Raw genomic sequence first — 18077 nt, 5'->3', positions numbered from 1 at the left:
CCGCGCTCACGAAGGGCCGCTCCCGAGAGGCCGCTCCCGAGAGGTTGCCTCCGAGGGGTCGCTTCCACGGCGTTGCCTCGGAGGGGCTGCCCCCGAGGGGTCCCGCCCGGAGCCGACACGGACCCTCGACGAGCGGCCCCGCGACGCGCCGCAAGGCCCGCGGACGCCCCGGATCGGAGAGAACGAACATGGTGCGACCGGTGACGGCGGGAGTCGACGGATCCCCGGAGAGCCTGGCGGCCGCCGAATGGGCCGCGGCGGAGGCGGTCTCGCGCCGGCTCCCGCTCAGACTGCTGCACGCGCGGAAGTGGCGGGCGGGCAACGAGCAGTTCACGATCGGCGTGTCCGCGAACGAGTCCTGGGCCGACACCCGGATCGCCCTGGTCACGGAACGGGTCACCGAGCGGTATCCGGAGCTGGAACTGACCTCGGAGGCGAGAGCCGACGCGCCCGTACGGGTCCTGCTGGACGCCGCAGCGGAGTCGGAGCTGCTCGTCGTCGGCTCCCGTGGGCTGGGCGGACTCGCCGGGTTCCTCGTCGGTTCGGTCAGCCAGGCGGTGATCGCCCACGCGTCCCGGCCGGTGGCCGTGGTCCGCGGGGAGGAGCCTCCGGAAACCGGTCCGGGACGGCCGGTCGTCGTCGGCCTCGACCTCCAGCACCATCACGCGGCCGTTCTCGAATACGCCTTCGAGGCCGCGGCCCGGAGCCGCAGTCCGCTGCGGGTGGTGCACACCTGGAGCCTCCAGGAGCTGTACGCCTATCCCTCCGCGCTGCCCGACCCCGAGGTCGCCGCCGCGGTGCGCGAGGAGGCGCACCGCGGCGCGCTCGCCGCGCTGGCCCCCGTGCACGAGGCGTTCCCCGAGGTGGACGCCGAGCTGTCACTGCTCTCCGGGGCGACGGCCCCGGAACTGCTCGCCGCCTCCGAGGACGCGGGCCTGGTCGTGGTCGGCCGCCGCAGCCGCAAGCGGCTCAGCCTGGGCACGCACATCGGCCCGGTCACCCATGCCGTGCTGCACCACGCGAAGCAGCCGGTCACCGTCGTGCCCTACGAGTGACCCGCACGGGCCCGGGCGCGGCCCGTCCTGCCGCGGGCGGCCCGGCCCGTGCTCGTACGGGCTCGTAAGGCCCGTACGGGCTGGTGGGGTTCGTACGGGCTCGTACGGAACAGCGGCGGCGGTGATCCGGGGCGAGAGGCGGCCCGGGGCGAACGCAGATCCGGGGCGGGCGGCGGACCGGGGTGAGCGGTGCTTCGAGGCGGGCGGCGGACCAGGGGCGGGGTCCGCCGCGCCGGGGGCTTTTCTCCGCGTGCGGCGCCCCGTCGCGGAGGCCCGTGCCCATACCGCCGGCCGCACGTCTCTTGACCGCTCCCACCCGACCTGGCAGCGTTCCCATCTGGTATCGATGCCACACGCCGGACGTGGGGCGACAGGGGGCGGGAAGTGCTGGTCGGCAGTGATGTGTTCGTGTTCCGGGACACCTGCAACGTGTATGTACTGAGATCCGGCCGTCAGGCCGTGCTCGTCGACTTCGGCAGCGGCGACGTGCTGGACCGTCTGGCGGGCTTCGGCGTGGACGAGGTCACCGATGTGCTGATCACCCACCACCACCGGGACCAGCTCCAGGGCCTGGCCCGCGCCGCGGACGCCGGAATCCGGATCTGGGTGCCCCCGGTCGAGCGCGAGCTGATAGCCGGGGTCGACGAGCACTGGCGCACCCGGCGCTTCGAGAACGACTACGACGTCAGGCAGGACCGCTTCTCGTTGCTCCAGCAGGTCCCCGTCACCGGCACCGCGGCCGAGTACCGCACCCGGCGGTACGGCCCCTTCGACGTGCACACCCTCCCCACCCCCGGCCACACCGTCGGCTCCGTCAGCTATCTCGTCGAACACGGCGGCCGGCGGCTCGCCTTCGTCGGCGACCTCGTCCACGGCGAGGGACGGGTGTGGTCGCTCGCCGCGACCCAGTGGGCGTACTCCGGCTTCCACGAGCACGCGGGCCGGGAAGGCGTCGCCGCCACCGTGCTCTCCTGCATGCAACTGCTCGACCACCGGCCCGATCTGCTGCTGCCCTCGCACGGCGACCCCGTCACCGACCCGCCGCGCGCCGTCGCCCGGCTGCGGTCCCGGATGCAGGCGCTGCTCGATCTGCACCGGCGCGCCCCCTGGGACCCCGAGCGGATGCTGCACCGGCCCTGGCGTGAGGTCACCCCGCACCTGCTGCGCAACACCACCGCCATGGCCAACTCCTACGCGCTGCTCTCCGACCACGGCACCGCGCTGCTGCTGGACTTCGGCTACGACCTGACGACGGGTCTCGCCGGCGGCCAGGACCGCTCCTCGCGCCGCCCGCTGCTCGCGTCCGTGGAGGCGCTGCGCCGCGACCACGGGGTCGACCGGGTCGAGGTGGCGCTGCCGACGCACTACCACGACGACCATGTCGCGGGCTTCAACCTGCTGCGGGAGGTGCACGGCACCGAGGTGTGGTCCCCGGCGCACATCGCGCCCGTACTGCAGTCACCGGACCACTGGGACCTGCCGTGCCTGTGGTACGACCCGATCCCCGTCGACCGGGAACTGCCGCCGGACCGCCCGGTCCGCTGGCGCGAGTACGAGATCGGGGTGCACGACCTGCCCGGGCACACCCTCTACGCCGCCGCCTACTCCTTCACCGCCGACGGCCGCCGGATCATCGCCACCGGGGACCAGCAGACCACCGAGTGGGAGCCGGGGCTGCGTCCGGAGATCCTCAACTACCAGTACCGCAACCGTTTCCGGATCGACGACTTCACCCGCAGCGCCGAGCTGTACCGGAGCCTGCGTCCGGAGCTGATGATCAGCGGCCACTGGCACCCGCACGAGGTGACCGACGGCTATCTCGACATGCTGCTGGCCAAGGGCGAGGAACTGGCCCGGCTGCACCGCGAACTGCTGCCCGCCGGGATCGACTTCGGCGCCGAGGGCTTCGGGGCCCGGCTCTCCCCGTACCGCAGCGTCGTCGCCTCCGGCGGCAAGATGCGGCTGGTGGCGGAGGTGCGCAACCCCTTCCCCGGCGGGGACACGGCCGAGGTGCGGCTGGTGCTGCCGCCCGGCTGGCAGGCGCAGCCCGCGGTGGAGCGTGTCGGGCTGGCCGGGCACGCGGAGGGCACGGCGGAATTCCTGGTGCGGGTGCCGGACGGGGAGCCGGCCGCGGAACGGCTGCGGGTCGCGGCCGATCTGACGGTCGGCCGGATGCGGTTCGGACAACAGGCGGAGGCCCTGGTGAGCGTGCGATGACCGACCACACGGACCCGCGGCCCCGGGAGAACACCCGTGCTTCCCGCCCGGACCCCGAGGACTTCCGCGCTTCCCGCCCGGCTCCGGAGGAGACCCGTGCCTCCCGCCCGGACGTGGAGAAGACCCGAGCCTCTCGCGCGGCCTCCGGGCGCGCCCGCGCTTCCCGCCCGGCTCCGGAGGACACCCGCGCTTCCCGCCCGGACGCGGAACGGCGCGCGGCGGAGCACCGGCACGGGGAGCCCGCGGTCACCGCCGAGCGGACCGCCGCCGGGGAGATCGGCGTCACCGCGCCCGGCTACCGGCTCACGGTCGCCGCGGACGGCACCACCGCCCGCCTCCTCGCCGGCGGCGCATATCCGGTGGAGCTCCAACTGCCCGGCGCGCTGGACCGTACCGGCGCGGTCGACGAGACGCTCTCCGTCGCCGCCCCGGTGCTCGACACGTCCGGGCCCGCGCCCGTCGTGACCGTCACCCGGCGCTCCACCGCCTGGGACCACGCCGAGACCCGTCTCGTGTGCACCCCGGAAGGCCCCGAGTTCAGCTGGTCGGTGCGCGGAGCCGGGCGGCTGGAGTCCGTGGCCCTCTTCGCCACCCGGTCCGCGCGGGGCGGCCGCGGCAGCGGACTGTGCCCCAGCGGGCACGACTGGCAGACCCTGTTCACACCGAACCCCGGCCCGCCGCGCAGGCTGCTGCGCGGCGCGGGGGAGAGCGCCGTGATCGGCGCGTGCGGGGACGCGCGACCCGGGCGCGGGCACTGGTTCTTCACCCCCGCGCCGCTGTGCCTGGCGCTCACCGGGGCCCGGCTGCCCGACGACACCGACCCGGCCGCCCCCGGCGCGGGGGAGTGGTGCACGCTCGGGCTCGGCGCGCCGGTACGCGAACTGACCTTCACCCAGCTCCGCTACGTCCCCTCCGACCAGGGCTGGCACCTGAGCTGCGACTACGAGGGCCACACCCGGGTGGACGGCGCCTTCCGCACCCCGGCGCTGCTCGTCTCGCCCGGCCACCCGGATCCGTACGCCGGGCTGCGCGCGCACCGCCGGTGGCTGGAGGCGCACGGCTGGGCGCCCGCGCCGGACCCCGGCGAACGGCCCGCCTGGTGGTCGGAACCGATGTTCTGCGGCTGGGGCGCGCAGACGGCCCGGGCCCGTGACACCGGCCGCCCCGCGCCCGCGCTCGCCACCCAGCGGGAGTACGACGCGCACCTCGCGGTGCTGGAGGCGCACGGCCTGGTGCCCGGCACCGTCGTGGTGGACGACAAGTGGCAGGTGGTCTACGGCTCCTGGGAGCCCGACCCGGTCAAGTGGCCGGACCTGCGCGCCTGGATCGCGGGCCGGCACGCCCGCGGCCAGAAGGTGCTGCTGTGGTGGCGGGCCTGGGCGACCGAGGGCGTACCGGAGGAGTTCTGCGTACGGACCCCCGACGGCGTGCCGGTCGCCCTGGACCCCGGCCACCCGGGCGCGCGCGTCCTGCTGGCCGGGAACATCGACCGGCTGCTCGCCCCGGACGGCCTGGACGCCGACGGCCTGAAGATCGACTTCACCGCCGACACGCCGTCCGGGCACTCCCTGACAACCGCCGGAGACCGCTGGGGCCTTGCGCTCCTGTACGATCAACTGGCCACGATCCATGACGCGGCGAAGGGGGCGAAGCCGGACGCGCTGGTCGTCACGCACACGCCGCATCCGGCGTTCGCGGCGGTGACCGATATGATCCGGCTCAACGACATGCTGCGACTGGACGACCCGGACCCCCGCGCCCGCGTCGTACCCCAGATGCGCTACCGCGCGGCGGTCGCCCGGGCGGCGTGCCCGGGGCTGCTGACCGACACCGACGACTGGTGCGCACCGGACCTCGCGCAGTGGCGCGCCTACGGTGCGGCCAAGCGGGAGCTGGGCGTTCCGGCGCTGTATGTGACGACGCACCTCGACCGCACGGGCGAGGAACTCCAGGAGTGCGACTACGCCGCCCTGCGCGAGCAGTGGGAGCGCTGGCGCGACCGCGGCCGACGGTGAGGAAGAGGGGTCGATGGGCAAGGACGCGCGCACCGGCGGCAGGAGCAGGCGGGCCCGGGTCACCCTCCGCGAGGTGGCCCAGGAGGCGGGCACGTCCCCGTCGACCGCGTCCCGCGCGCTGGCGGGCCACGGTTATGTCGCCGAGGGGCTGAAGGCCCGGATCGAGGCCGCGGCCGCCCGGCTCGGCTACGTGCCGGACGTCTCCGCGCGCAGCCTGAAGGGCCGCTCCAGCGGCCTGGTCGGCCTCGTCGTCTCGGACCTGCGCAACCAGTTCTACGCCGCCCTCGCGGCCGGGGTGGAGCAGACCCTCGCCGCGGCCGGGCACCAGATGGTGCTGGTCGACGACCACGGCAGCGACACACAGGCGCTGGACGGCGCCCGCGCCTTCCTCGCGATGCGCGCCGCCGGTGTGCTGCTCGCCCCGGTGGGCCGGACCGCCACCGAACTGCTCGTCGAGCACGGCACGCCCGTCGTCGAGGTCGACCGGCGCTCCGGCGTGCGCAGCTGTGACGCGGTGACCATCGACAGCGAGCGCGGCGCCCGGGAGGCCGTGAGCCATCTGCTGGAACTCGGCCACCGCCGGATCGCGATGGTGCTGGACGAGACGGTGTGGGGCACCGGACGGGACCGGCTCAAGGGCTACCGCGCGGCCCACCGCGCGGCCGGAGTCCCGCTGGCCCGGCGGCTCGTGCTCGACCTCGGGCTGCGTCCGGCCGACCCGCAGGGCGACGTGGCGGCCTTCCTCGACGCCAACCCGGACGTCACGGCCGTGTTCGCGGCGAACAACCTCGTCGCCGAGGCGGTGTGGCAGGAGCTCCAGCGCCGGGGCAGCGCGGTGCCGAAGGACTGCTCCGTGGTGTCCTTCGACGATCTGACCTGGATGCGCATCGTGGAGCCCGGGCTGACCGCGGTGCGCCAGCCCGTCTACGAGATGGGCCGCACGGCCGCCGAACTGCTGCTGGAGCGGATCGCGGGCGAGCGGGGGCGGGCCAGGACCCACACGCTGGAACCGGAGTTCGTGCTGCGCGGCTCGACCTCCGCGCCCGGAACCCCGGCCGAACAGACTCCGTAGCGCGGGGCACCGGCGCCGGCGCCCGGATCACCACCGCGAGCCACCGGACGGCCCCCGCAGGCCCGGGACCCCGCCCGGCGGACCCCGTAGCCGCACCGGGACGGTCCCCGCACCCGGGTCGGCCGCCGCACGCAGCCGGATGACGTCCGCAGACACACCCCCGGAACCGTTTCCGCAGGGAGCCCGGAAATCCGGAAACCTCTCCACAGGGCCGGTCCGGACGGCTTCCGCCGGAGCCCCGCCGCGGAACCGTTGCCACAGGGCCCGGAACGGTTTCCGCGCAGCCCGGAACCGGCTTCCGCCGCCCAGGGGGCTTCCGGGGGGAGCGCCCGGGCGGGCTCCGCGAGCGGCCCGCACCCACCCCGTACGGGCGTCCGAAATCCCCGTGCCGGCCCCTCTGTCACCCCCTGAGCTGCGCCGACGTGCCCCGCCCCGGCGCGCCCGGAAACCTGTTGTTCACCTTCTCTTGACCCCTCCGGGCCATGTGGCTACGTTCTCATGTGGGAACGATGCCACATTCTCCGGCGGCCCGGATCCACGCTTCTGACGACGTGTTTCCGTCCCCGCCCGCCGTCCCCGTCCGCTGATCCCCCCGCCCGTGCCCGTCACACTCAAGGGAGAGCACATGACGGCACCACCACCCCACCACCGGCGGCGCCACCGCCGGCCCGCCGCCCTCGCCGCCGTGGCCGCGCTGCTCCTGCCGGCCGCCACCGCCTGCGGTGGCGTGGGCCTCGCCGACACCTCCGACACCTTCACCACCATGGGGTACGGCATGGGGGACGCCCTGGCCACCGTCCGGGTCGAGAAGGCACGCAAGACCCTCGGAACGATGAAACTCGAGGTCAACGAGGGCGCGTTCGACGAACAGCAGTTCCTCTCCGCGGTGGCCGCGGGCGACCCGCCCGACGCGGTGCGCATGGACCGCACGCTGATCGGCGGCTATGCCGCCCGCGGCGCGATCATGCCGCTGACCGAGTGCCTCCGTGACCAGGACGTCGATCTGGAGCAGTACCGCGACGGCGCCGTCGACGAGGCCACCCTCGACGGCACGGTCTACGGGCTGCCCGACTCCTACGACAACCGGCTGCTGCTCATCAACGGCAAGGTCGTCGAGGAGGCCGGCCACCGTGCCGCCGACATCGACACCTCCGACTGGCAGGCCCTGCGCGCTCTCGCCGAGGACCTCGACCGCACCAGGGGCGGCAAGCTCACCCGCATCGGCTTCGACCCGAAGATCCCGGAGTTCTTCCCGCTGTGGGTCCGGGCCAACGGCGGCTCGCTGCTGAGCGCCGACGGCCGGACGGCGAAGCTCGACGACCCGCGGACGGTCGAAGCCCTCCGGTTCACCGTCGGGCTGATCGACGCGCAGGGCGGCTGGGGCGGCATGAAGGCGCTCCGCGATTCCTTCGACCAGTTCGGCGCGGGCAACCAGCTGGTGCGCGGCCAGGTGGGCGCGTACCCCATGGAGGACTGGTACGTCAGCGTCCTCGCCGAGACCTCACCCGACGTCGACCTGCGGACCAAGCCGTTCACCGACCGCCGGGGCGAGCCGGTCAACTACGTCTCCGGTTACAGCTGGGTCGTCCCCAAGGGCAGCCCGCACCCGGAGGAGGCCTGCGAGTTCATCACCGAGATGACCGCGCCCGACACCTGGTTCGCCGCCGCGCGGGCCAAGGCGGCGGAAATCCGTAAGGACGGCTCCCCGTACATCGGCGACTTCACCGGCAACAAGGTGGCGGACCGCCGCATCCACGAGGAGATCTGGAAGCCCACCGGCAACGCCGCGTTCGACGAGGCCGCCCGCCAGCTCTACGCGGCACAGGACAACGCCTTCAGCGTCCCCGCCAACGCCGCCGGCACCGAGTTCCGCAAGGCCTGGCAGTCCGCGGTCAACAGCGTCCTGTCCGGGGACGCCGGCCCGCGCGAAGCGCTCGAACAGGCGCAGCAGCGCGCGCAGGCGGCACTGGACCGCGGCAACACGGAGAGGGAGTGACCGGCATGACCACGCTCCTGACCGGTGAGCGCCGCGACCGGGTCCGGCGCTGGCGGGCCTCGTGGCGGCGCCGCGACACCCGGGCCGCGTACTGGTTCATCTCGCCGTGGATGTTCGGCTTCCTGGCCCTCACCGCCGGGCCGATGATCGCCAGCTTCGTGCTGTCCTTCACCAACTACGACGGCATCGGGCCCACCCACGCCGTCGGCATGGACAACTACCGGCAGCTCTTCGAGGACCCGCAGGTCGCCACCTCGCTGCTGAACACCCTGGTCTTCACCGCGCTGCGGGTGCCGCTGTCCATGGCGCTGGCGCTGGCACTGGCCATGCTGCTGCTCCGGGTGGGCAAGGCCGCCGGCTTCTTCCGCACCGTCTTCTACCTGCCGGTGATGACGCCGTCGGTCGCCGTCGGCATCCTCTTCCTGCTGCTGTTCAACGGCAACATGGGCCTGGTCAACAACGTGCTCGGGTTCTTCGGCATCCCCGGGCCCAGCTGGACCACCGACGGCAGCTGGGTCAAGCCCGGGCTGGTGCTCACCACCCTCTGGGCGCTGGGCTCCACCGTGGTCATCTACCTCGCGGCGCTGCGCAACGTGCCGCAGGACCTGTACGAGGCCGCCGAGCTGGACGGGGCGAGCCGCTGGAAGGCGTTCCGGCACGTCACCCTGCCGCAGATCTCCGGTGCGCTGTTCTTCACCCTCATCGTCAACACCATCGCCTCGCTGCAGACCTTCACCGAGGCGTACACCGCCTTCTTCGGCACCTCCAACGCGCAGACGTACAGCCACGAGGCCGCGCTGTTCTACGTCGTCTACCTCTTCCAGCAGGCCTTCCAGTTCATGCACATGGGCTACGCCTCCGCCCTGTCCTGGCTGCTGTTCGCGGTGATCCTGGTCATCACCGTGATCCAGGCCAAGGTCAGCAAGCGGTTCGTCTACTACGAGGGAGACGCCCGATGACCGGCCTCACCACCCTCCCTCCCGGCCGCGACGGCGAGCGGCCCGCGGACACCGGCGCCCCCGCCGGCACCGGAACCCGCCGGGCCCGTCCCGCACGCGCGGGCGGCGCGCGCGGCAGCCGGGGACGCGTCGCGCGACCGCTGCGGTGGATCGCCCTGACCGGTGCCACGGTCGTCTTCGTCTATCCGTTCCTGTGGCTGATCAGCGCCTCCCTCAAGCCCTCCGAGCACGTCTTCGACAACGCCCTGATCCCGGACTCCTGGCAGTTCGAGAACTACACCCGGATCTGGGAAGAGGTGCAGTTGCTCACCTGGCTGGGCAACAGCGCCGCGGTGACGCTCGCCGCCGCGGTCGCGGCGACCGCCAGCAGCGCGATCGTGGCCTTCGGCTTCGCCTACTTCCGCTTCCCCGGCCGCAACGCGCTCTTCGGCCTGGTCATCGCCACGATGATGCTGCCGGCCGTGGTCACCATGGTCCCGCAGTACCTGATCTGGAACTGGCTGCACCTGGCCAGCAGCCAGATCCCGCTGTGGGCGCCGAACCTCTTCGGCAGCGCCTTCTACATCTTTCTGCTCCGGCAGTTCTTCCTGGGCCTGCCGCGCGAACTGTTCGAGGCGGCCCGGCTCGACGGCGCGAGCCACTTCGGGATGTTCTGGCGGATCGCCGTCCCGCTGTGCCGGCCGGCGCTGGTGGTCACCTTCGTCTTCGAGGTGCAGGCCGCCTGGACGGATCTCGTACGGCCGCTGATCTACCTCCGCGACCCCGACCTCTACACCGTGCCGCGCGGCCTGAAGGCCGTCCTCGACCAGTTCGGGGAGGGGGGAGAGATGAGGTGGGAGATCGTGTGCGCCGCGAGCGTCGTCGTCACCCTGCCGATGATCCTCGTCTTCTTCCTCGGCCAGCGGTACTTCGTCTCCGGCATCGCCACCACAGGACGGAAGGGCTGACGTTGAGCCATCACCGAGGAACGAAGAGCTGACGTGAGCCACGACCACGGAACGGAAGAGCTGACGTTGAGCCAGGACCACGGAACGGAAGAGCTGACGTGAGCGACGACCACGGGGCCGGCGGCCCGGGGGAAAACGCCGGCGGGGCCGTGCTGGCCCTGGACATCGGCGGCACCAAGCTCGCCGCAGGGGTGGTCGGCGCGGACGGCACGACGCTGTCCTTCGCCGTCTGCCCGACGGGCGTCGAGGACGGCCCGGAAGCCGCGCTCAAGCGGCTGTTCGACCTCGGTGAGAAGGCGCTCGCCGAAGCGGGGGCCGCGGCCGGGAACCTGCTCGGTACGGGCATCGGCTGCGGCGGGCCGCTGGACCCGTACTCCGGGGTGCTGCTCGCGCCGCCGCACCTGCCCGGCTGGCGGGACGTGCCGATCACCGGCCTCGCCCGCGAGCGCTACGGCAGGCCCGCCGTGCTCGACAACGACGGCACCGCCGGCGCGGCGGGGGAGTGGCGGTTCGGTGCCGGGCGCGGCTGCCGCCACCTGCTGTACCTGACGGTGTCCACCGGGGTCGGCGGCGGCCTGGTGCTGGACGGGCGGACGTTCCGCGGCGGGGCCGGGAACGGCGGCGAGCCCGGCCATGTGACGGTGCGCTCCGGCGGCCGGAGCTGCAAGGGCTGCGGGCGCACCGGCTGTCTGGAGGCGTACGCGTCCGGCACCTCGATCGCGGAACGCGCCGCGGAGGCGGTCACCGCCGCGGCGGCCCGCGGCACCGCCACCGTCCTCGCCGGCCGCGCACGGCTCACCGCCGCCGATGTCGACGCCGCGGCCCGGCAGGGCGATCCGGTGGCCGAGCAGGTCTGGGCCGAGACCGTGGACGCCCTCGGCAGCGGACTCACCTCCCTGGTCAACCTGTTCGAACCGGAGCTGGTCGTCCTCGGCGGAGGAGTCACGCGCTCCGGGGACCGGCTGCTGGAGCCCGTACGGCGCCTCGTCGCGGCGCAGGCGATGGGCCCCGCGGCGCGCACCGCCCGGATCGTACGGGCCTCCGGCGGTGACGCGGCCGGTGTCCTCGGAGCCGCCGCCATCGGGTTCGAACGACTGGCAGCACCGTGAGCCCCTCCCCGGGCGCCGCCACGCCCGGAACCGGCCGCGCGCGGCGCGACAGTCCCCACACCTCCCCCGACTTCTGGAGCCCCCGTACGATGCACGACGCCCTCACCCGGCAGCTGGAAGGCCATCTGCACGCCGCCGAAGCCACCCGGGAACTGCTGCCCGCACTCGACCGGGTGGCCCGCCGCCTCATCGACGTCTACACCGGCGACGGCCGTCTCTACACCTTCGGCAACGGTGGCAGCGCCGCGGACGCCCAGCATCTGGCCGCCGAACTCGTCGGCCGCTATCTGCGCGAACGCCGCCCGCTCGCCGCGGTCTCGCTGACCACCGACCCGTCGGTGGTCAGTTGCATCGCCAACGACTACGCCTTCGAGGACCTGTTCGCCCGCCAGGTCCGGGCGCTCGCCCGGCCCGGTGACATGGTCGCCGGTTTCACGACCTCGGGCCGGTCGCCCAATGTCGTGCGCGGGCTGGCGGCGGCGCGCGAAGCGGGGGCCGTGACCGTGCTGTTCACGGGTGGCGACCGGGGCGGGCTGCCGGCAGCCGAGCACGCCGACCACGTCCTCGCGGTGCCCGCGACGGCCACCGCCCGGATCCAGGAGATGCATCTGCTGCTGCTCCATCTGCTGAGCGAGCGGGTGGACGTCTGGGCCGCCGAGACCGACGCGGGAGTCGCAGCGGAGACCGACGCGGGAGTCGCAGCGGAGACCGACAGGGGAGCCGGCGCGGAGCCGGGCACGCGGACCGGATCCGGCGCCGGGGCGCGGACCGCACCGGCCGAGGGCGCGGAGGAGCACCGCACCGGCACCCCGGACAGCGACGACAGCACCGCCGCCGCCGACAACACCGCCGCCACTGACAACACCGGCGCGCCCGGCGGCACCGACAGCACGAGCAGCACCAACAGCAACGGCAGCACAAGCAGCACCGGCAGCAACGGCAGCACCAGCAGCACCGGCAGCAACGGACACGACCGCCTGGAGACCCCGGTATGACCCACAGGAAGCCCCAGAGCCGCCCGGACGCCGACGACCGGCCCGCCGGCACCGCCCCCGCCGGCACCGTCCCGCCCTCCCGCGGCGTCCCCGCCCCCGGCTCCCGCGACCGGACCCTGCACCTGGTCGGCAACGCCCACATCGACCCGGTCTGGCTGTGGCGCTGGCCCGAGGGACTCCAGGAGGTCCGCGCGACGTTCCGGTCCGCCGCCGACCGCCTGGAGGAGTACCCCGAGGCCGTGTTCACCTGCGACTCCGTGATGTATCTGGAGTGGGTCGAACGGCACGATCCGCAGCTGTTCGAGACCATTCGCAAGCGCGTCGCCGAGGGCCGCTGGAAGAACATCGGCGGCTGGTGGATCGAGCCGGACTGCAACATCCCGTCCGGCGAGTCCTTCGTACGCCAGGCGCTGTACGGCCAGCGTTATCTGCTGGAGAAGTTCGGCGCGGCGGCCACCGTCGGCTCGAACCTCGACCCGTTCGGGCACAACGCGATGCTGCCCCAGCTGCTGAGCAAGTCCGGCCTGGAGGGCTACGTCTTCCTCCGGCCGGGCCCGCACGAGCAGGCGCTGCCCGGCCAGTTCTTCCACTGGCAGTCCCCGGACGGCTCCCGGGTGATCGCCTACCGGCTGCCGCACGAGTACGGCAGCGCGGGCCAGGACATCGGAGGCCATCTCGACAAGGCGCTCGCGGTCATGCCGCCGGACGAGCCGGAGCTGATGGTCTTCTACGGCGTCGGCAACCACGGCGGCGGCCCCACGAAGGCCAACCTGGACAGCGTCCGCCGGCTGGAGGCGCTCGGCGGGCTGCCCCGGCTCACCCTCAGCCACCCCGAGGCGTTCCTCGCCCGGGTCCGTGACCGCGCGGACATCCCCGTACACGCGGGCGAACTCCAGCACCACGGCCCGGGCTGCTACTCGGCGCACTCCGGCATCAAGGCGTGGAACCGGCGTGCCGAGAACGAGCTCCAGCGCGCGGAGAAGTGGGCCGTGGTCGCCGCGGCGGTCGCGGGCGAGGAGCAGCCGCTGCGGGAGCTGACCGAGGCATGGAAGCTGGTGCTGTTCAACCAGTTCCACGACATCCTCGCCGGCACCTCGATCCGCTCCGCCTACGAGGACGCCCGCGACGACTACGGGCGGGCCCGCTCGCTGGCCGCCGATGTCTTCAACCGCTCGGTGCAGGCCGTCGCGCGCCGTATCGACATCCCGCTGCGCGAGGAGACGATGCCGCTCGTCGTCTTCAATCCGCACCCCTGGGAGCTGCACACCGACGTCGAGGCCGAGTACGGCCGCGCGGCCGTCTCCCGGCTGGCCGACGACGAGGGCACGCCCGTGCCGCTCCAGCGGATCCGCTCGGAGGCCACCCTGAACGGCAGCCGCGGCCGTGTCGCCTTCCGTGCGGCCGTGCCCCCGCTGGGCCACCGCGTGTACCACCTGCTGCCGGGGACGGCCGCTCCCGGGGACCGGCCGGAGACAGGCCCGGTGGCCGCGGCCGGCACCACCCTGGAGAACGAGCACCTGCGGCTCACCGTCGATCCGGGGACCGGCCGGCTCGGCTCGCTCCTCGACAAGGACACCGGCGCCGAGCTGATGCCGGAGCGGCCCGGGCCGCACGCCGTGGTCGTCGACGATCCGTCCGACACCTGGGGCCACCGGATCCGCGCCTACGACAAGGCCGTCGGCTCGTTCCGCCCGCGGCGGATACGCGTGACCGAACAGGGCCCGGTGCGGGCCGCGCTGCGCGTCGAGTCGGCGTACGGGCGTTCCACTCTGGTCGAGGAGTTCCTGCTGTCCGCGGGCTCCCGGCAGGTGGAGATCCGCGTCACCGTCGACTGGCACGAGCAGCTGAAGCTGCTCAAGCTGCGCTTCCCCACGGCGCTGACCGGCACCACCGCCACCCACGAGATCCCGTACGGCCACCTGGAACGCACACCCGACGGCACCGAGGAGCCCGCGCAGGCCTGGGTGGACGTCACCGGCACCCTGCCGGGTGGCCGGCCCGCCGGGCTGACCGTCGTCAACGACAGCAAGTACGGGCACGACGTGACCGGTGGCGACATCGGTGTCACGGCGCTGCGCAGCCCCGCCTACGCCTGGCACGAACCCCACCAGTTGGACCCGGACGGCATCTACGACTACCTCGACCAGGGCCGCCAGGACTTCCGGTTGCTGCTGCTGCCGCACGGCGGCGACTGGCGGGCCGCCGATCCGGTGCGCCGCGCGGCGGAGTTCAACCAGCCCGCGTTCGCGCTGCTGGAGACGTTCCACGACGGGCCGCTCGCGCAGCGGGCCTCGCACGCCGACGACGGCGGGTCGAGTGTGCTGGTCACCGTGCTCAAGGGCGACGAGGACGGCGGCGGGGACGTCGTCGTGCGGGCGTACGAGTCCGCCGGGCGTCCGGCGCGGGCCCGGATCGCGCTGCCCGCGCTCGGCGGCCGGGTGATCGAGAGCGAGTTCGGGCCGTGCGAGATCAAGACGTTCCGGGTGCCCGCCGACGCGCGGCGACCGGTCGTGGAGACCGACCTGCTGGAACGCGCCCGTCCGGAGCGCTCGGGCGCGGAGGGCACCGGCGCCGGTGCCTCCGGTCCGGAGGGCGGCCCGGAGGGAACCGGCCCTGACGGCTCGGGCCCCGGCGACTCCCGCCCCTCCGCCACCCGGCCCGAGGGCACCCGGCCCGGCGGCACCGGCACCCGCCCCGACGGCAGGGCGTCGAACGGCCGGGTTACGGGCGCCACGGACCCGGAGCCGACGGTTCCCGAACCGAGGGTCCCCGAGCCGAGGGTCCCCGAGCAGGCGGGGCGGAAGCGCGCGGACCGGGGACGCACCGTACGGGGCAAGGGAGCCCGGGGAGGGGCCGCCCGGGAGACGCCCGGCGGGGAGACACCTGCCGCGGAAGCGCCCGGCGGGGAGAGGACCGGCGGGACGCCCGGCGGGGAGAGGACCGGCGGGGCATGAGCCCGGAGCATCATCCCGGCCGGGCCCCGGCCCGGCTCGACTCCGGCTGGCAGTTGCGCGGCTGCCTCGGCGACACCTGGCGCTGGCTCTGCGGACCCGGCCGGCCGGAGGACGAACCCGGCTGGACGCGGGCCCGGGTGCCCGGCACGGTGCTGGACGACCTGCACCGTGCCGGGCTGGTGCCCGACCCGTACCGGGGCACCGGCTCACTGGCCGCCGAGTGGGTGCCGCAGCGCACCTGGCTGTACCGGCGGACCCTCACCGCCGGGCCCCCGGCGCCCGGCCGGCGGGCGGTGCTGCGCTTCGAAGGCGTCGACCACGAGGCGACGGTGCTGGTCGACGGCAGGGAAGTGGCGCGGCACGCGGGGATGTTCACGCCCTTCGAGGTCGACGTCACCGCGGAGCTGGCGGACGGCGGCAGTCATCTGCTGGCCGTCGCCGTGCACCCCACCCCGCCGGGCGAGCCCCAGGTGGGGCGGACCGACCGGGTCCGTACGCACAAGAGCCGGATGACGTACGGCTGGGACTTCTGCCCGCGCATGGTGCACCAGGGCATCTGGAAGCCGGTCACCCTGGAGGTCTCCGGCCCGCTGCGGCTGGCCGGGGCCCGCACCGGCGCGCTCCCGGACCCCGGCGGCCGCACGGGGCGGATCACGGTGGAAGCCGTGCTGGAGGCCGGCGAACCGGGGACCCTGCGCGCCGAGGTCCGCGCGCCCGGCGACGGCACCGTGGTCGCCCGCGGCTCCACCGGTGTCCCCGCGGGCGCGGACTCCGCCGCACTGGAACTCGCCGTGGACCGGCCCCGGCTGTGGTGGCCGAACGGCCACGGCGCACAGCCCCTCTACACGGTCGTCACCACCCTGGAGGACGCCGCCGGCCGGCCGGCGGGCGTCCGGACGGTGGAGACGGGCTTCCGGCGGGTGCGGCTGGTACCGAACCCCGGGGCACCGCCGGGGGCGCTGCCGTACACCCTGTGCGTCAACGGCCGCCGGCTGTACGCCAAGGGCTGGAACTGGGTGCCCATGGACGCCCGGCACGGCGTGCCCCGGCCGCGGAAACTGGACCACCTGCTGCGGCTGGCCGCCGACGCGCACGTCAACCTGGTGCGGGTCTGGGGCGGCGGGCTGATCGAGTCCGAGGACTTCCACCGCGCCTGCGACCGGCTGGGACTGCTGGTCTGGCAGGAGTTCGCGCTGTCCAGCTCCGGCATCGACAGCGTGCCGGCGGCCGACGCGGAGTACCTCGCCCTGATGGAACGGGAGGCCCGCGCGATCGTCCCCGCGCTGCGCCACCATCCCTCGCTCGCCGTGTGGAGCCCCGGCAACGAACTGCACGACACGGCTGCCGCCCGCCCCCTCGCCGAGGACGACTCCCCGGTGATCAAGGTGCTCGCGGACGTCGTCGCCGAACTCGACCCGGACCGGGCCTGGCTCCCCGGATCGCCCTCCGGCCCGGCGTTCCTCAACCGGGCCGACATCGTCGCCGCCGACCCCGACGGGCAGCACGACGTGCACGGCCCCTGGGAACACCAGGGCCACGGCGGGCAGCAGCGCCTCTACGACGCCGGGACCTGCCTGCTGCACAGCGAGTTCGGCGTGGAGGGCATGGCCAACCGCCGCACCTGGGAGGCCGTCGTCCCGCCGGACGACCGCACCCCCACCGGCCGCGACAACCCGGTCCTGGAACATCTCGGCGCCTGGTGGAACAACACACCGCTGGTGTGCACGGCCTTCGGCGACCGGATCGGCCCGGCCGGCCCGGACGCGGTGCGCCGCGCGAGCCGGCAACTCCAGTACGACGGGCTGCGCTACGCCGTGGAGGCCAACCTGCGGCGCGCGCCCCGCAGCAGCGGCACGGTGCCCTGGCAGTTCAACGAGCCCTTCCCCAACGCCTGGTGCACCAGCGCGGTCGACCACCGGGGCGACCCGAAGCCCGCCTACCACGGGGTGCGGCGCGCCTACCGGCCGCGGCACGTGTGCGCCCGGTTCGCCACCCAGGTGTGGGCCGGGGAGAGCACCTTCCGGGCCGGACTCTGGTCCTGGCAGCAGGACCGTCCCACGGCCGGCGGCGGCACGGTGACCGCCCGGCTGCTGGGCACGGACGGCGTGCCCTTCGCCGAAACCGTCCTTCCCGCGCGGGGTGCGGGCGAGCCGGCCGGACCGGGCCCGCACAACTCCGTACCGGCCGTCCGGGCGGGGGAGTGGCGGGTGCCGCTGCCCGCCCCGGCCGACGGCCTGTTCGTCCTCGACCTGGCGCTGCGCGGCCCGGACGGCACGCTCCTCGCCGACAACCGTTATCTGCACACCACGACGGCGGATCTGGCGCCCCTGCTGGATCTCGGCGAGGCACGGATCGAGACCCGCACCGGGCCCGGGACGGACTCGGTGGAGCTGCGTCACACCGGCGGCCCGGCGGCACTCGGCCTGTACCTCACCGACGCCCGCCCGTACGAAGCGCCCGGCTGGGCCGCGTTCGGCGACAACATGCTCGACCTGCTGCCCGGCGAGCGTGCGCTGGTCCCCGTGGACTGGCGTGCCGCACCGCCGGAGCCGCGCACCGTACTGCTGGAAGGATGGAACGTCCGTGCCCGCCAACTCGGCTGACCTCCCGGCCGCGGCCCTGCCCGCCGGAGCCCCGGTCGTCCCCCGCCCGCGCACCCCACCGGCCCCGGCGGCTGCATCGGCCCCGGCGGCTGCATCGGCTCCATCGGCTCCGGCGGACGCGTCGGGCTCCCCGGGTGACGGCGCTGTTCCCGGCC

Annotated in this window: 11 protein-coding genes; all 11 read left to right on the top strand. The window is 74.3% G+C overall.

Annotated features, from left to right (window positions below; genetic code table 11):
* The first annotated feature begins 188 nt into the window (after positions 1-188).
* The 11 genes from GCU69_RS34390 to GCU69_RS17895 all read left to right on the top strand — a co-directional run bounded on the left by GCU69_RS34390 (position 189) and on the right by GCU69_RS17895 (position 17922).
* Positions 189-1055 carry a universal stress protein gene (locus tag GCU69_RS34390; RefSeq protein WP_098750764.1) on the top strand — a complete coding sequence of 289 codons (867 nt, stop codon included), beginning with the start codon at positions 189-191 and terminating at the stop codon, positions 1053-1055.
* Positions 1056-1484: 429 nt separating this feature from the next.
* Positions 1485-3272 (top strand): MBL fold metallo-hydrolase, encoded by a 1788-nt coding sequence (locus GCU69_RS17940; protein ID WP_235978543.1) that lies wholly within the window; start codon positions 1485-1487, stop codon positions 3270-3272.
* On the top strand, positions 3269-5287 hold the full coding sequence (locus GCU69_RS17935) for an alpha-amylase family protein (protein WP_156206610.1): 2019 nt from the start codon (positions 3269-3271) through the stop codon (positions 5285-5287). The genes GCU69_RS17940 and GCU69_RS17935 overlap by 4 nt, the downstream gene beginning before the upstream one ends.
* A 13-nt stretch (positions 5288-5300) precedes the next feature.
* Entirely contained in the window at positions 5301-6359 is a 1059-nt protein-coding gene (locus GCU69_RS17930; protein WP_098755401.1) for a LacI family DNA-binding transcriptional regulator, read from the top strand.
* A 625-nt stretch (positions 6360-6984) separates the two neighbouring features.
* Positions 6985-8355 (top strand): extracellular solute-binding protein, encoded by a 1371-nt coding sequence (locus GCU69_RS17925; RefSeq protein ID WP_098755406.1) that lies wholly within the window; start codon positions 6985-6987, stop codon positions 8353-8355.
* 5 nt (positions 8356-8360) lie between these two features.
* Positions 8361-9314 (top strand): carbohydrate ABC transporter permease, encoded by a 954-nt coding sequence (locus GCU69_RS17920; protein ID WP_098755407.1) that lies wholly within the window; start codon positions 8361-8363, stop codon positions 9312-9314.
* Positions 9311-10261 (top strand): carbohydrate ABC transporter permease, encoded by a 951-nt coding sequence (locus GCU69_RS17915; protein ID WP_156206609.1) that lies wholly within the window; start codon positions 9311-9313, stop codon positions 10259-10261. Before GCU69_RS17920 ends, GCU69_RS17915 begins: the two co-directional genes overlap by 4 nt.
* Positions 10262-10359: 98 nt before the next feature.
* On the top strand, positions 10360-11370 hold the full coding sequence (locus tag GCU69_RS17910) for an ROK family protein (RefSeq protein WP_156206608.1): 1011 nt from the start codon (positions 10360-10362) through the stop codon (positions 11368-11370).
* An 89-nt stretch (positions 11371-11459) separates the two neighbouring features.
* Positions 11460-12365 (top strand): D-sedoheptulose-7-phosphate isomerase, encoded by a 906-nt coding sequence (locus tag GCU69_RS33245; protein WP_218037946.1) that lies wholly within the window; start codon positions 11460-11462, stop codon positions 12363-12365.
* Entirely contained in the window at positions 12362-15319 is a 2958-nt protein-coding gene (locus GCU69_RS17900) for a glycoside hydrolase family 38 N-terminal domain-containing protein (protein ID WP_235978542.1), read from the top strand. The genes GCU69_RS33245 and GCU69_RS17900 overlap by 4 nt, the downstream gene beginning before the upstream one ends.
* Complete coding sequence (locus GCU69_RS17895) at positions 15316-17922, top strand: glycoside hydrolase family 2 protein (RefSeq protein WP_156206607.1); 2607 nt, start codon at positions 15316-15318, stop codon at positions 17920-17922. Before GCU69_RS17900 ends, GCU69_RS17895 begins: the two co-directional genes overlap by 4 nt.
* Positions 17923-18077: the final 155 nt, after the last annotated feature.

This window comes from Streptomyces lycii (assembly GCF_009735685.1).
Lineage (GTDB): Bacteria > Actinomycetota > Actinomycetes > Streptomycetales > Streptomycetaceae > Streptomyces > Streptomyces lycii.
The sequence above is the reverse complement of the archived record's forward strand: the minus strand, read 5'-3'. Positions and strand labels throughout refer to the sequence as shown.